The organism is Nonomuraea sp. NPDC004702, assembly GCF_053601695.1.
In genome coordinates this window covers 1-13,924 of the sequence record NZ_JBSGCE010000054.1, presented here as the reverse complement: position 1 = coordinate 13,924, position 13,924 = coordinate 1, and the positions used below count along the sequence as shown (strand labels likewise).

11 protein-coding genes and 1 pseudogene are annotated in these 13,924 nt (G+C 73.3%); 7 read left to right on the top strand and 5 right to left on the bottom strand.

The features are described from left to right. The first annotated feature begins 42 nt into the window (after positions 1 to 42). Positions 43 to 1,101: an aldo/keto reductase gene (locus ACWEJ6_RS41415; protein ID WP_358296361.1), complete on the top strand. Its 1,059-nt coding sequence runs from the start codon at positions 43 to 45 to the stop codon at positions 1,099 to 1,101. Here the strand turns inward: ACWEJ6_RS41415 and ACWEJ6_RS41410 are convergent. Next, positions 1,098 to 1,970 (bottom strand): patatin-like phospholipase family protein, encoded by an 873-nt coding sequence (locus tag ACWEJ6_RS41410; RefSeq protein ID WP_452431084.1) that lies wholly within the window; start codon positions 1,968 to 1,970, stop codon positions 1,098 to 1,100. The genes ACWEJ6_RS41415 and ACWEJ6_RS41410 overlap by 4 nt on opposite strands. A gap of 71 nt (positions 1,971 to 2,041) precedes the next feature. Between ACWEJ6_RS41410 and ACWEJ6_RS41405 the strand changes: the two genes are divergently transcribed. Beyond that, positions 2,042 to 2,608, top strand: a complete 567-nt coding sequence (locus ACWEJ6_RS41405; RefSeq protein WP_387681711.1) for a hypothetical protein — start codon at positions 2,042 to 2,044, stop codon at positions 2,606 to 2,608. 80 nt (positions 2,609 to 2,688) lie between these two features. On the opposite strand, the gene ACWEJ6_RS41400 is transcribed toward ACWEJ6_RS41405, so the two are convergent. Then, positions 2,689 to 3,528 (bottom strand): NmrA family NAD(P)-binding protein, encoded by an 840-nt coding sequence (locus ACWEJ6_RS41400; RefSeq protein WP_452431083.1) that lies wholly within the window; start codon positions 3,526 to 3,528, stop codon positions 2,689 to 2,691. A gap of 245 nt (positions 3,529 to 3,773) precedes the next feature. Here ACWEJ6_RS41400 and ACWEJ6_RS41395 point away from each other — a divergent pair, with 245 nt between their 5' ends. The 4 genes from ACWEJ6_RS41395 to ACWEJ6_RS41380 all read left to right on the top strand — a co-directional run bounded on the left by ACWEJ6_RS41395 (position 3,774) and on the right by ACWEJ6_RS41380 (position 6,997). Further along, positions 3,774 to 4,457: a response regulator transcription factor gene (locus tag ACWEJ6_RS41395; RefSeq protein WP_452431082.1), complete on the top strand. Its 684-nt coding sequence runs from the start codon at positions 3,774 to 3,776 to the stop codon at positions 4,455 to 4,457. An 88-nt stretch (positions 4,458 to 4,545) separates the two neighbouring features. Next, entirely contained in the window at positions 4,546 to 5,145 is a 600-nt protein-coding gene (locus tag ACWEJ6_RS41390) for an NADPH-dependent FMN reductase (RefSeq protein WP_452431081.1), read from the top strand. 11 nt (positions 5,146 to 5,156) lie between these two features. Further along, positions 5,157 to 6,158: an ATP-binding cassette domain-containing protein gene (locus ACWEJ6_RS41385; RefSeq protein ID WP_449914292.1), complete on the top strand. Its 1,002-nt coding sequence runs from the start codon at positions 5,157 to 5,159 to the stop codon at positions 6,156 to 6,158. Continuing rightward, entirely contained in the window at positions 6,155 to 6,997 is an 843-nt protein-coding gene (locus ACWEJ6_RS41380; protein ID WP_387681723.1) for an ABC transporter permease, read from the top strand. The genes ACWEJ6_RS41385 and ACWEJ6_RS41380 overlap by 4 nt, the downstream gene beginning before the upstream one ends. A gap of 156 nt (positions 6,998 to 7,153) precedes the next feature. Here ACWEJ6_RS41380 and ACWEJ6_RS41375 read toward each other — a convergent pair whose 3' ends face one another. Then, entirely contained in the window at positions 7,154 to 10,324 is a 3,171-nt protein-coding gene (locus ACWEJ6_RS41375; protein WP_452431080.1) for an ATP-binding protein, read from the bottom strand. A gap of 49 nt (positions 10,325 to 10,373) precedes the next feature. Then, the gene (locus tag ACWEJ6_RS41370; protein WP_452431079.1) at positions 10,374 to 11,570 is read right to left on the bottom strand and encodes a cytochrome P450; all 1,197 of its coding nucleotides are present in this window, start codon (positions 11,568 to 11,570) and stop codon (positions 10,374 to 10,376) included. A gap of 141 nt (positions 11,571 to 11,711) precedes the next feature. On the opposite strand from ACWEJ6_RS41370, the gene ACWEJ6_RS41365 reads away from it, so the two are divergent. Next, positions 11,712 to 13,229 (top strand): FAD-dependent monooxygenase, encoded by a 1,518-nt coding sequence (locus ACWEJ6_RS41365; RefSeq protein WP_452431078.1) that lies wholly within the window; start codon positions 11,712 to 11,714, stop codon positions 13,227 to 13,229. A 286-nt stretch (positions 13,230 to 13,515) separates the two neighbouring features. Here ACWEJ6_RS41365 and ACWEJ6_RS41360 read toward each other — a convergent pair. Continuing rightward, a pseudogene (locus ACWEJ6_RS41360) lies at positions 13,516 to 13,924 on the bottom strand (IS701 family transposase); the annotation flags it as partial.

Here is a 13,924-nt window from a genome sequence, read left to right as displayed (position 1 = left end):
CTCTTGAGGTGGAGTGGACTCCAGGTCCTAGAGTCGCGGACTATGACAATGCGCTACCGCGTACTCGGCGGCACCGGCATCGAGGTGAGCGTCCACTGCCTGGGGGCGATGATGTTCGGCGCCGTCGGCAACCCCGACCACGACGACTGCGCCCGCATCATCCACGCCGCGCTCGACCAGGGCGTCAACTTCGTGGACACGGCGGACATGTACTCCGCGGGCGAGTCCGAGGAGATCGTCGGCAAGGCGCTGAAGGGCCGCCGCGACGACGTCGTACTGGCCACCAAGGTGCACTTCCGGATGGGCGAGGGCCCGAACCGGTCCGGTAACTCGCGCTTGTGGATCATGAAGGAGGTCGAGCAGAGCCTCCGGCGGCTCGGCACCGACTGGATCGACCTCTACCAGATCCACCGGCCCGACCACACGACCGACATCGAGGAGACGTTGTCGGCGCTGACCGACCTCGTGCGGCAGGGCAAGATCCGCGCGTTCGGCTGCTCGACGTTCCCGGCCGCGGAGATCGTCGAGGCCCACCAGGTCTCGGAGCGGCGGGCGCTGCACCGGTTCAGGACCGAGCAGCCGCCGTACTCGCTGTTCGCCCGCGGCATCGAGAAGGACCTGCTGCCCGTCTGCCGCCGGTACGGCATGGGCGTCCTGACCTGGAGCCCGCTCGCGTCGGGCTTCCTGAGCGGCCGCTACCGCAAGAACGGCGACATCGACCTGACCACCGGCCGGGCCGCGCTGACCCCCCACCGCTTCGACCCGTCGATCCCGGAGAACGCCGCCAAGCTCGACGCCGTCGAGCAGCTGGTCGAGCTCGCGGACGACCTCGGCTGCACGCTCCCCCAGCTCGCCGTGGCCTTCGCCGCCGCGCACCCGGCGGTCACCTCGGTGATCACCGGACCGCGCACGATGGCGCAGCTCGACGACCTGCTGAAGGGCGCCGCGCTCACGCTCGACGACGCCGCGCTCGACCGGATCGACGAGATCGTCCCGCCGGGCCGTGACATGTACCAGCCGGACGGCGCGTGGCGTCCCGCGTCACTGACCGACCCGGCGCTGCGCCGCCGCCCGCTCGCCGAGCGCGCCGCGGCCGGCTAGACCCACAGGCTGTGGACGACGGCGGCCACCCGCCGGCCCTGCTCGCGGCCGGCGTGGGCCGCCGGTGACCGTACGGCGGGGTCGAGCGGGTTGGCGCCCATGGCCGCGACGGCCCCCTCGTCCGGGCTGACGACCTCGACCGCGGCGCCCTCCTTGCGCAGCAGGGCCACCTCCTGGTCGAGCGACGTCCAGGGAGAGGCGGGGGCGCCGGGCGGCTGGGGCGAGACCACCAGCACCCGTTCGAAGCCCGCCGCCAGGTCGGCGTTGTCGCTGGACCGCACGCCGCCGTCGATGTAGCGGCGGCCCTCGATGGTGACCGGCGGCCAGACCCCGGGCACGGCGCAACTGGCCGTCACCGCGTCCACCAGGCCCACCCCGGACGCCCGGTCGAACAGGCGGGTCTCTCCGGTCGCCGCGTCGAGCGCGACCAGCACGAGCGGGCGCTCCGGCCAGTCGGTCTCGGGCAGCCGCGAGGCCACCGCCGCACGCCGTTCCGGCTCGCCGACCGTGGGGGCCTCCAGCGCCCAGGCGCCGATGCGCCGGTGCAGCTCGTCCCGGTCGTGGGCGCCGGTCAGGATGCCCTGGAGGGCGGCCGCGAAGGAGGCCGCGTCGAACACCGCGGGGATCTCCCTGGCCTGCAGCGCGGGATCGACCTGCCGCTGGAACAGCTCCTCGACGGTCAGCCGGCTGCGGGCCTGGGCGCCGACCGCCGAGCCGGCCGAGGTGCCCACGATCAGGTCGGCGTCCCGTACGTCCACGCCCTCGTCGGCCAGCCCGGCCAGCACGCCGGTCGCCCAGGCGATGCCGGCCACGCCGCCGCCCCCGAGCACCAGGGCCCGGCGACGGTCAGAAGCTTCGATTCGGTCCATGAGCATCATCATTCCCCCATCAGGAACAAAGCGCGCGTTTCATGCGGGCCGTCCGTGTGTATGGTGAGCCTGTGGAACGTACTCATGATTTTGGGTACAACCCCGCCGTCGAGAGCCTGCGACTCATCGATCACGGGCTGCCGAGGTCACTTCCCGGCAACCTGAGCGGACGCTTCCGCTTCACCCCTGCCTCCCTGTACGTCGGCGACCGGATCGCGGCGACCGCCTTCGCCCGCCTGGACGGCTTCGGCCTGTCCTGGGTGGACGTCTGGCTGCTGTCGTTCCGGCGCGGACGCTGGGCACTGCGCGCCGGCGACAGCATGTCCGCCGCGCGCAGCGACGACCTGCTGGCCCACCGCCAGGGCGTCTCGGTGCTCAAGGAGCACGGGCTGACCGACGAGAACGGGCGGTTCGACACCAACGCGGGTCGCTGGTTCCCCCGGCCGAAACGGTGGGTGGCCTACGGGCTGCTGCGGCTGTCGGCCGAGGTGGAGACGGTCAGGCTGGGCGGGCGGGAGGTCCCGGTGCCGGGACACGGCCTCCAGGCGCTCGCCTGGCGGCTGCAGACCGGCCCGGTGGTCGCCGACCTGCTCGACGACATGGGCGAGACGATCGCGGCGGTGAGCCTGACCGCATAGGCGCGCCACGGCCTTTTGGCGCACCCCCTCTTGGCGCGCCCCCTCTGGGCGCGCCCCTGAGCGCCACGGTGGCGCGGGCTTCAGGCCGTGCGGAAGTCGGCTGCGTGGTCGCGGGCCCAGGAGCGGAACGTGCGCGCGGGCCGGCCCAGCAGCTCCGGCACAGTGCCGGTCACGCGTTCCGGGGTGTGCGTGAACGACTCCCACGCCCTGAGCCGGGCCTCGACGAACGCCGGATCACCCCAGGCGGCCGTCAGCTGCTCGCGGGCGATCTCCGGCGGCAGGTCCTCCCAGCGCACCTCGCGGCCGATCTCCTCGCCGACGGTCCGCGCCAGCTCCTCCTGGGTGATCGACTCGGGGCCGGTGATCAGATACTTGGCGCCGTCGTGGCCGGGGGTGGTGAGCACGTGGGCGACGACGTCCGCGATGTCCCGCTCGTGGATCAGCGACCTGGCGGCCTTTCCGTACGGGAGCCGGACCACTCCTTGCCGGATCTGGGCGGCCCAGGCCAGCGTGTTCGTGGCGAAGTCGATGGCCCGGACGAACGTCCACCGCGTCCCGGACGTCCTGATCAGCCGTTCGATCTCCTGGTGGTAGATCGTGGCGGGCTCGCCGTCCGCCAGGTCGGGCACGTCCGCCGACAGGTACACGACGTGCTCGGCCCGTCCGGCCACCGTGGTCACCACCTGGGGATCCACGGGGATGCCGGGCCACATCAGGTACACCCGGTCGACGCCGCGCAGGGCGGGCTCAAGGCTGCCGGGGTCGGCCAGGTCGCCGCGTACGGGCTCGACGCCGTCCGGGAGCACCACCCGGGCCGGGTCGCGGACCAGCGCCCGCACCTCGTGTCCGGCCTCCGCCAGGGAGGAGACGACATGCCTGCCCACGTTGCCGGTCGCGCCGGTCACCAGAATTCCGCTCATGAAAGGCAGCCTAGAACCTCAACCGCAGTCAAGGTCTAGTCATAGAACTTACTCGGCCAAGTGATAAGCCGCACATTCCGGGTAGCGGCAGGAACGGTGATCGCGCTTCAAGGGATGGGAAGGGCTCGGCTGCGGCCGGGCCCTTCCGCTGTTCCCGGGGCCTCCTGCGCGCCAGAGGCGCGTCCTCATGCGCGTCACAAGCGGTCCTCAGACAAACCTCATGCACGACCGGCATCGTTTCCGGCATGCACCCGACCGGTCCGACCGTCACGCCCGGATCCGCGCGCGACTCGTACGCCGTCCTCGTCGTGGACGAGCGCCCGCTCGGCGCGTCCCTCTCCCGCGCGATGCGCCGCTGGGACGTGCGCAGCCTGGGCGGCGGCGAGGCGGTCAGGGCTGTGCGCGGGTTCCGTCCGGGGGCGATCGTCCTGGACGTCAAGGGCGGCGGCCGCTTCCTGCCCCGGTTGCGGGCCGCGCTGCCCGGCGTGCCGGTCCTCTTCCTGACCGCGCCGGACGCCCTGCCCGACCCGTCGCTCGGACTGCGCGCGGGCGCCGACGACTACGTGATGCGGCCGTTCGGCGTGGACGAGGTCGTGATCAGGCTGCACGGCCTGCTGCGCCGCTCGGCCGACGCCCTGTCCGTCGGCGACCTCACCCTGGACCAGGAGACCCGCCAGGTACGGCGGGCCGGCCAGGAGGTCCGACTCACCCCGACCGAGTTCGAGCTGCTGCGGCTGCTCATGCGCCATCCGGGACGCGCGCTCAGCAAGGCGCACATCCTCGACCGGGTGTGGGCCTACGACTTCGCCGGCCAGGGCAACATCGTCGAGCTGTACATCTCCTACCTGCGCCGCAAGATCGACGCGGACCGCCGTCCGATGATCCACACCCTGCGCGGCGTCGGCTACGTGCTCAGACCGGCCGCCTGACGTCCCGCTAGATCCCGTCTAGCGGACGTCTGGCGGCCGTCTCGCGCCTCCTTGGTGAGAGCCCGGAACGGGCCGAGGGAGGTGGACGATGACGGGCAGGGACGACACCGCCGGCGGGAGCGCCGCACCGCTCCGCCTCGCGGTGATCATCGCGAGCACCCGCGTCGGGCGCATGGGCGAGACGGTGGCGAAGTGGTTCGCCGGCCGCGCCCGCGACCGTCCCGACCTGGCGGTCGACGTCCTCGACCTGGCCGACTACGCCTTCCCCGACCGCTACCCGGAGCGCAGCACCCCCTCGATGCGCCGCTTCACCGCGGCCGTCGGCGAGGCCGACGCCTTCGCCGTCGTCACCCCCGAGTACAACCGCAGCTTCCCGGCCTCGCTCAAGCAGGCCATCGACTACGCCTACGACGAATGGCAGGCCAAGCCGGCCGGTTTCGTCGCCTACGGCTCGGGATCTTCCGGTCTGTACGCGGTCGAGCAGCTCCGTACCGTCTTCTCCGCCCTGCACGTCGTGACGATGCGCGACTGGGTCGGCCTCGACCTGCTGGGGGACGACGTGGCCGGAAGCGGCGAACCGTACGACACCGACGACCGCGCGCGTGCGGTCGCGGCCATGCTCGACCAGCTCACCTGGTGGGGCCGGGCGTTGCGCGACGCCCGGCGCGCCCAGCCGTACTGCTCATGAGAGGAACACCCATGCGAGACCTGGCGATACAGACCTCCGGCCTGGTCAAGGTCTTCGGCGACAACCGCGCCGTGGACGGCCTCGACCTGGAGGTGCCGGCCGGCACCGTCTACGGCGTGCTCGGCCCCAACGGCGCGGGCAAGACCACCGCCGTCCGCATGCTGGCCACGCTGCTGCGGCCGGACGGCGGCGAGGCCACCGTGTTCGGGCACGACGTGGTGCGCGAGGCCGACGCCGTGCGCGGCCGCGTCAGCCTGACCGGCCAGTACGCCTCCGTCGACGAGGACATGACCGGCGCCGAGAACCTGGTCCTGCTCGGCCGCCTGCTCGGCCACCGCAAGCCGGCCGCCCGGGAGCGGGCGGCGCAGCTCCTGGAGGCGTTCGGCCTGACGGAGGCCGCGGGACGGCAGGTCAAGACGTACTCGGGCGGCATGCGGCGGCGCATCGACATCGCCGCCAGCATCCTCAACACGCCTGACCTGCTCTTCCTCGACGAGCCGACGACCGGCCTCGACCCGCGCAGCCGCAACCAGGTCTGGGACATCGTCCGCATCGTCGTCGCCCACGGCACCACCGTGCTGCTCACCACCCAGTACCTGGAGGAGGCCGACCGCCTGGCCGGCCGCATCGCGGTCATCGACCACGGCAGGGTCATCGCCGAGGGCACGCCGGGCGAGCTCAAGTCGTCCGTCGGCGCCGGCTCGGTCCACGTGCGGCTGCGCGATCCCGGCACCCGTCCCGAGGCCGAACGGCTGCTGTCCCAGATCCTGGACGCGCCCGTCTACCTGGACGCCGACCCCGTGTCGCTCACCGCCCGCATCACCGGCCACGGCCGCGAGGCCGCCGCCGCCGAGCAGGCCTCGCGCGCGCTCGGCCGCCTGGCCGAGGCGGGGATCGTCGTCGACGACTTCTCCCTCGGCCAGCCCAGCCTGGACGAGGTCTTCCTCGCCCTGACCGACCACCCCGCCACCGAGACCGCCGAGTCCGCGACCGCGCAGGAGGCCGCAGCATGACCGCCACCACCGAGACCGCCACGACCTACTCCCCCGCCGCCGACGTGCTCGGCACCGTCCTGGCCCCCGGGGTGAAGCCGCCCCGGCCGAGCGCGTGGTCGGCGTCGGTCACGTTCGGCTGGCGGGCCATCCTGAAGATCAAGCACGTGCCCGAGCAGCTGTTCGACGTGACCGCGTTCCCGCTCATGATGACGCTGATGTTCACGTACCTGTTCGGCGGCGCCCTGGCCGGCTCCCCGACCGACTACCTGCAGTTCCTGCTGCCCGGCATCATGGTCAGCAGCGTCGTGATGATCACCATGTACACCGGGGTGGAGGTCAACAAGGACATCGAGAAGGGGGTGTTCGACCGCTTCCGCACCCTGCCGATCTGGCGTCCCTCGACCATGGTGGGCTACCTGCTCGGCGACGTCCTGCGCTACACCCTGGCCTCGACGGTCATCCTCGCCGTCGGCCTGGTCCTGGGGTTCCGTCCGCAGGGGGGCGTCACGGGCGTGCTGGCCGGGATCGTGCTGCTGCTCGGCTTCTCCTTCGCCTTCTCGTGGGTGTGGACGATGTTCGGCCTGCTCATGCGGAGCGAGAAGTCGGTGATGGGCGTGAGCATGCTCGTCCTGTTCCCGCTGACCTTCCTCAGCAACGTGTACGTCGACCCGGCCACGATGCCCGGCTGGCTGCAGATCTTCGTCAACGTCAACCCGATCACCCGTCTGGTGGCCGCCGTCCGCTCGCTGATGGCCGGCACCCCGGACATGGGCGAACTGACCTGGGTGCTGATCGCGTCCGTCCTCCTCATCGCAATCTTCGGCACCCTGACCATGCGCCTCTACAACCGCAAATAACCCGCAACCGCACGGACCGGGCGCGTAGGGCAGGCATCCCCTGCCCTGCGCGCCCGATTCGTGCTGCGCCGGTAAGGGCGGTTCGGGCGGTGCGGTGAGGCGCGCCTGGTCCACGAGACCCTCCTCGCTCCTGCGATAGACGGCCACACCATCCGGTCAGAGGTGCCAGGTGATGGGGGTGGTGGGCTGGTAGCGGCAGGTGGCGCCGGTGGAGATGGTGGCGCGGAGGTGGGTGGCGAGTTCGGGGTGGGTCTGGGTGAGTTTGCGGAGGGTGTCGCGGATTCTGGCGGTCACCGTCTTGCGGGCCCGTTCGGCTTCGTCGCCCAGACGGCGGGAGCGCCCGCCCAGCCCGGCGGCCGTGCGGAGCTCCTCCAGCAGGGCAGCCCTTTCGCGGTCGTACTCGGCCGCCCGGTCGTCGTCGCCGCGGCCGGCGGCCCGGTCGATCTCGTCGTCGAGGACGGACAGGCGGCGGCGGTAGTCGGCCTTGGCCTCCTCGTCGAGCACGGCGTCGCCGCCCATCGCGCGGGCGGCCAGCACGACGTCGCCGCCCTCCGGGGCGAGCAGCGCCACGGCGGGGATGTCGGCGCCGGGGTGGCCGAGCAGGTGATGCAGGTCGCGCAGGCCCTTGGCGTCGGGCATGTGGGCCAGCCGCCCGGCGAACCGGAGGGCCCAGACCTCGCCGTTCTTGCGGAAGTGGCCCGTGGCCGGCTCGGGGCCCTCGTCGCGTGCGAGGGCCTGCGGGGGCGCGGGCTCGGCGGCGGCGCTCTCCTGCGGCGGGAGGGTGTCGAGGACGTGGTGCATGCCGAGCTCGGCCGCCTCGCGCCGGACCTCCGCCAGCACGGGACGGGCCCCGACGGTGTCGCCGCCGGCCAGGAGGGCCTCGGCCAGGCGGGCACGGGCCAGGACCGACCACGGGCGGGCCCGCATCCGGTCGGCCGACCGGTACGCCCGCGCGAACCCCTCGGCCGCCTCCGCCCACCGCCCCTCGGCCAGGTCGAGCACGGCGATCCACAGGTCGTAGGGGCCGCTGATGTCCCAGCCGTAGTAGGACACCGCCCACCGCCCCCGGTGCGGCAGCAACGCGGCCCGCGCCCCGGCGGTGAGCTCGCGGTCGTGGGTGGCGGCGGCCAGCTCCGCCTGGAAACGCAGCCACAGCGGCTCGGCCATGCGCCCCACCCGCGCGCCGGCCGCGTGGTGGCGCAGCGCGGTGCCGACGTCGCCGGCCTGCAGGGCGGTCAGCGCCTCCAGCAGGCCGCGATCGGGGTGGCGGCCGGCCCTGAGCCTGCGCAGGACGTCTTCCTGCTCCTCCACCCTGCCCTGGAGCCAGCGGATCGCCCAGCGGTGGTGGTCGAGCATGACGTCGAAGTCGTGGTCCTTGCCGTCGAGGGACAGCCCCGTCATCAGCGACTCGGCCTCGGCGAAGCGGCCGGCGAGCGCGGCGACGATGCTGGCGTCGACGGACGTGGTGAGGTTGAGGTGGGCGTCGTCGGTGCTGCGGCCCTTGGCCGCGTAGTCGTGGAAGCGGTCGAGGTAGCGGGGGTCGCCCTCCTCGATCATGGCCACCCAGCGCAGGGCGCCGGCGAAGTGTTCGAGCTCGCGGTCGGAGGTGCGCCGGGCGATGTCGAGCAGCTCGCCGGTCAGGGCCACCCGCTCGCCCGCCGTGCCGGGGCCCCAGATGATGTCGTGGTGGGCCCACAGGCTGAAGGCCAGGACGTCGTCGTCGCCGCCCTGGCGGGCCTGGGCGGTGAGGTGGAGGACCAGGTCGAGGGCCAGGCGGTCGTCGGGGGCCGGCTCGCCGACGAGCGCGGCGTGGGCCCGGCGCAGCCGGTCGAGGGAGTCGTCGTGGCCGTAGTGGGAGCGGAAGACCAGCGCGACGCGGGCGGTCAGCTCGGGGTCGCCGAGATCGGCGGCGACGGCGCCGGCCTCCTCGAACAGCCGGCGGCCCGCGTCGCGCTCGCCGCGGTGGTGCAGCTCGCGGCCGAGGTCGAGGCAGATCAGCACGCGCCGGCGGGGCGCGGCGGCGGCGCTCAGCTCGTGGGCGCGGCGCAGGTGGCCGAGCTCCTCCTCGCCGGCGAGCCGGCTGCGGGCGGCACGGGCGGCGGCCTGGAGCAGGTCGATCGCGCGCTCGGGATCGACGCGGTCGCCGGCGAGGTAGGCGTGCCGGGCCAGGTCGCTCGGCAGCATGCGGCGGGCCAGGTCGGGGGCGCCGTCGAGGGCGCGCACCACGGCGGCGTGCAGGTCGCGCACGTCGGGGACGGCGTCGTAGAGGGTCTCGCGGACGAGGTCGTGGGCGAAGGCGAACCGGCCGCCGCCCTTGGTCACCACCAGCCTGGCGATCACGGCGGTGTCGAGGAGACGGTCGACGTGCGCGACGGGGGCGGCCACGGTGGCGGCCAGCACCTGGCGGTGGAACTCGCGCCCGAGCACGGCCGCGGCGGGCAGCAGCTCCGACACCGGACGCGGCAGCAGGGACAGCCGGCGCAGCAGCGCGTCGCGGACGCCGGGCGCCACGGCCGTGGCCGAGCCGCCGCTGCGCCACAACCGGGCCGTCTGCTCGACGAAGAACGGGTTTCCGCCCGTGCGCACGTGGACCTCGGCGACCAGGTCGGCGGGCGGGTCGAGCCCGGCGGTGCGGGCCATGAGGGCGCCCACCCCGGCCTGGTCGAGGCCGGTGAGCGTGATGGTGGTGGCCTTGGCGACGAGCGGCGACAGCAGGTCGCGCAGCGGGTGGTCGACCGGCTCGACCTCGGCGTCGCGGTAGGTGCCGACGAGGAGCAGGCGCTCGAACCAGGTCTGGCGGGCCGCGAACTCAAGGAGCCGCAGCGAGGCCGGGTCGGCCGCGTGGAGGTCGTCGATGACGATCACGAGCGGGTGGTGTTGCGAGAGCGACACCAGGGCGGTGGTGACCGCGTCGTAGATCTGGAAGGCCGAGGCGGGGTCGGCGTCGGCGGCGGTGACCTCCAGGTGTGGCTGGGCGAGCGCCGCCGCCTCGCCGAGCAGGGCGGCCAGGCTGCCGCCGGCCGACTGCTCGGCCTCGGCCCACTCGTGGGGGGCGGCCGAGCGGCGCAGGGCGCGGATGACCTGGACCCAGGGCCAGTAGCCGGGGGCGCTGCCGGAGTCCCAGCAGGCGCCGCCGACCACGAGCGCGCCCCTGCGCCTGGCCTCGGCGGCGGCGCTGGTGACGAGCGTGGTCTTGCCGATGCCGGCCTCGCCGGTGACGAGGACCAGGCCGCCGTGGCTGTCGACCACCCGCGCGACCTCGGCGCGCAGCAGCGCGGCGGGGTGGTCCCTGCCGATCAGCTCGTGTGGCCTGGCTTCGGTTGGCATGACACCCGCACGTTATCCGCCGCCGCCGACAAAATCCGCGTGCGCGCCGCTACCAGGCGACCTCCAGCTCGGTCAGGCCGTAGACGACGTTGAAGGAGCGGAACTCCGGCGTGGAATCGGTCGGGCGCAGGCCGGGGAAACGCTCGAAGAGCGCGGGGAAGGCGATCTTCATCTCCATGCGGGCGAGCGGCGCGCCCAGGCAGTGGTGGACGCCGTGGCCGAAGGCGACGTGGCCGGGGGCGCCGCGGGTGATGTCGAGGGTGTCGGGGTCGGCGATGAAGCCGGGGTCGCGGTTGGCGGCGGGCAGCGAGCACATGATCATCTCCCCCGCGCCGATGGTCCGCCCGGCCAGCTCGACCTCCCTGGACGTGATCTTGATCGTCCCGGAGTGGACGATGCTGAGCCAGCGCAGCAGCTCCTCGACCGTCGCGTCGATGCGCTCGGGCTCCTTGCGCAGGAGTTCGAGCTGCCCGGGGTTGCGCAGCAGGGCGAGCGTGCCGAGCGAGAGCATGTTGGAGGTGGTCTCGTGCCCGGCGAGCAGCAGCAGGTTGCCGATGCCGACGAGCTCGCTGGTGGTCAGGTCGTCGCCGTGCTCGCGGATGAGCATGCCGAGCAGGTCCTCGCCGGGCTCGGCGCGCATGCGGGTGACCAGTTCGCGCATGTACGCCCGCGACTCGAAGTTGGCCGCCACCCGCTGCTCGACCGGCAGCGACAGGTCCAGCATGCGGCCGGACCGCCGCTGGAAGTCGGCGCGGTCCTCGTACGGCACGCCCAGCAGCTCGCAGATCACCAGCGACGGGATCGGCAGCGCGAACGACGACACCAGGTCGGCCGGGGAGCCCGCGGCCTCCATGGCGTCGAGGTGCTCGTGCACGATGTCCCTGATGCGGGGCTCCAGCCGCTTCATCCGGCGGATCGTGAACTCGGGCGTCAGCATCCGGCGCAGCCGGGTGTGCTCGGGCGGGTCCTGGCCCAGCAGGTTGCCCGCGCGCAGCTCGGCGAGCTGCTCCTCGGTCAGCTCGGGCGCTCCGGGCATGCGGGCGGAGCCCTGCCTGGCGAGCCTGAACCGGTCGGCGTCGCCCAGGACCTCGCGGACGTCGGCGTACCGGGTCACCACCCACGCCTCCAGGCCGAGGAGGGTGTCGATGCGCTTGATCCGTTCCTGGTCGCGCACCTCGCCCAGCTCGGGGGCCGGATCGAACTCCACCCGCCGCATGTGCAGCGGCACCGCCGAGGACTCAGTCATGGAACGACCGTAACAAGTCCGGCGGCCGTCCTCTAGATCGTTTCCGATCGGTGATCCGGCCAGGGTTTCGGCCCGAGCTTGACGTGGGACGCGCGGCGCTTGGAGTATGCCGATGATCACCATGACGAATGGGAGCAAAGCGTGCGCCAGACCGACATACCGGTACTGATCGCCGGAGGCGGGCCCGTCGGGCTGGCGACGGCCGTGGAGCTGGCCCATCACGGCGTGCGCAGCATGGTCGTCGAGCCGCGCGAGAGCGTGTCGTGGCTGCGTCCGCGCGCCAAGACCACGTCGGCGCGGTCGATGGAGCTGCTGCGCAGGTGGGGGCTGGCCGAGACGGTGCGCGCCCGCGCGCCGCTCGCGGTCTCCTGGTCGGACGAGGCGGTCTTCACGACCGGCCTGCTCGGCCGCGAGATCACCAGGATCGGCGGCTGCTTCGGCCTCGACCTGACCGGCTCCGACCTGGCCGCCGAGCCGGGCCAGCAGGTGCCGCAGCCGATCGTCGAGGAGGTGCTGCGCGAGGCCGCCGGTGACGCGCTGCTCACCGGCTGGCGGGTGACGGGCCTGCGCGAGGACGCCGACGGCGTCACCGCCGACCTGGCCGCCGCGGACGGCGAAACCCGCCAGGTGCGCGCCGCGTACGTCGTCGGCTGCGACGGCGCCCGCAGCGTGACGCGCCCGGCCATCGGCGCCCGCTACGAGGGCCGCCAGGACGCCAGGCCCAACTTCAACGTCGTCTTCCGCGCGCCCGGCCTGGCCGAACGGGTGCCCCACGGCCCCGCCGTGCACTACTGGGTGCTGAACCCGGCCCAGCCCGGCATGCTCGGCCGGCTCGACCTGGAGGACCTGTGGTGGTGCATCGCCCAGGGCGTCCCGGCGGAGGGGACCGACCCGGTGCGCCTGGTCCGCAACCTGGTCGGGGCCGACGTCGAGGTCGAGATCCTGGCCACCGACCCGTGGACCGCGCGCATGCTGCTGGCCGACCGGTACGCCGGCGAGCGGGTGTTCCTGGCGGGCGACGCCGCGCACCAGAACCCGCCCTACGGCGGCCACGGCTTCAACACCGGCCTCGGGGACGCCGTCAACCTCGGCTGGAAGCTGGCCGCCGTCCTGAACGGATGGGCCCCCACGACCCTGCTGAACAGCTACGAGGCCGAGCGCCGGCCGGTGGCGGCGGCCACGATCGAGGCCGCCGCCGCCAACATGGCCACGCTCGCGCCCGAACTGGCCGATCCCGCGCTGATGGGTTCGGACGCCGAGTTCGAGCGGGTGCGTCCGGCCGTCGCGGAGGCGGTGCGGCGGACCAAGGACAGCGAGTTCCACAGCCTGGACCTGGTGCTGGGGTACACGTACGCGGGGTCGCCGGTGGTGGCCGGCGGGTGCGGCGAGCGGCTGCCGCACCGGTGGCTCGCTCCGGGCGAGTCGCTCTACGACCGGCTCGGGCCCGGGTTCAGCCTGGTGGGCGACCTGTCGTCGCCGGAGGCCAAGGTGCTGGTGGAGCGGGCGGCCGAGCTGGGCGTGCCGCTGCGGGAGGTGGACCTGCCGGACGCGGCCGGCACACTGGCCCTGGTCCGCCCCGACCAGCACGTGGCCTGGCGCCCGACGCCGGGCCAGGACGCGGCCCACGCGCTGGACCTGGCGATCGGGCGCTCCGCCTGATCGCCCCCTGGACCTGGCGATCGGGCGGCCTGCCTGATCGCCCCCTGGACCTGGCGATCGGGCGGCCTGCCTGATCGTCCCCGGGCCCGGCGATCGGGCGGCGTGCCTGATCGCCTCCGGGCCCGGCGATCGGGGGTCCGGTTCGAGCCGGTCTAGTACTACAGCCTGATTTCGTGATGTTGGAGCCAGCGTCTCCAGTAGTGACTGGCTCGGGCGCGGGTCTGACGCTGTCGCCGATGGCGGGACCAGGCGAGGGCGAAGTCGAGGGGGCGCGTGGTCGCCGTGGTCACACGAGCCAGGAGACGACGGACTTCGGCGGGTGTGAGGCGGACCAGGCCGCTTGGGCTTTTGGGGCGTTGGCGGCGGTGACGGCGAGGTAGGCGTGGGCGAGCATCGCCAAGGTGATGTGCCGGTGCCAGGCGTCGAAGCGCCGGACCTGGTACTGGTCCAGGCCGGTCTCGTTCTTGGCGCTCTGGAAGCATTCCTCGATCGCCCATCTGCTGCCGGCGACGGCGATGAGGTCTTCCAGGCTGGTGCCGACCGGGGCATAGCACAGGTAGTAGGCCAGCTCGAGCTCGCCTTTGGCGTTGGGAGTGAGGCCGCGCCGGACCAGCAGCCAGCGCTGGTAGCCGGGTTCGGTCTCGAAACGCACGGTGGCCAGGGCCCAGTCATACAGCCGCTCGCCTTTGGCGCCC

What these genes read in the sequence shown, in the direction of transcription:
- ACWEJ6_RS41415 (WP_358296361.1), top strand. Translation starts at nt 43, where the DNA reads ATGACAATGCGCTACCGCGTACTCGGCGGCACCGGCATCGAGGTGAGC.
- ACWEJ6_RS41410 (WP_452431084.1), bottom strand. Translation starts at nt 1,970, where the DNA reads ATGGACCGAATCGAAGCTTCTGACCGTCGCCGGGCCCTGGTGCTCGGG.
- ACWEJ6_RS41400 (WP_452431083.1), bottom strand. Translation starts at nt 3,528, where the DNA reads ATGAGCGGAATTCTGGTGACCGGCGCGACCGGCAACGTGGGCAGGCAT.
- ACWEJ6_RS41395 (WP_452431082.1), top strand. Translation starts at nt 3,774, where the DNA reads ATGCACCCGACCGGTCCGACCGTCACGCCCGGATCCGCGCGCGACTCG.
- ACWEJ6_RS41390 (WP_452431081.1), top strand. Translation starts at nt 4,546, where the DNA reads ATGACGGGCAGGGACGACACCGCCGGCGGGAGCGCCGCACCGCTCCGC.
- ACWEJ6_RS41385 (WP_449914292.1), top strand. Translation starts at nt 5,157, where the DNA reads ATGCGAGACCTGGCGATACAGACCTCCGGCCTGGTCAAGGTCTTCGGC.
- ACWEJ6_RS41380 (WP_387681723.1), top strand. Translation starts at nt 6,155, where the DNA reads ATGACCGCCACCACCGAGACCGCCACGACCTACTCCCCCGCCGCCGAC.
- ACWEJ6_RS41375 (WP_452431080.1), bottom strand. Translation starts at nt 10,324, where the DNA reads ATGCCAACCGAAGCCAGGCCACACGAGCTGATCGGCAGGGACCACCCC.
- ACWEJ6_RS41370 (WP_452431079.1), bottom strand. Translation starts at nt 11,570, where the DNA reads ATGACTGAGTCCTCGGCGGTGCCGCTGCACATGCGGCGGGTGGAGTTC.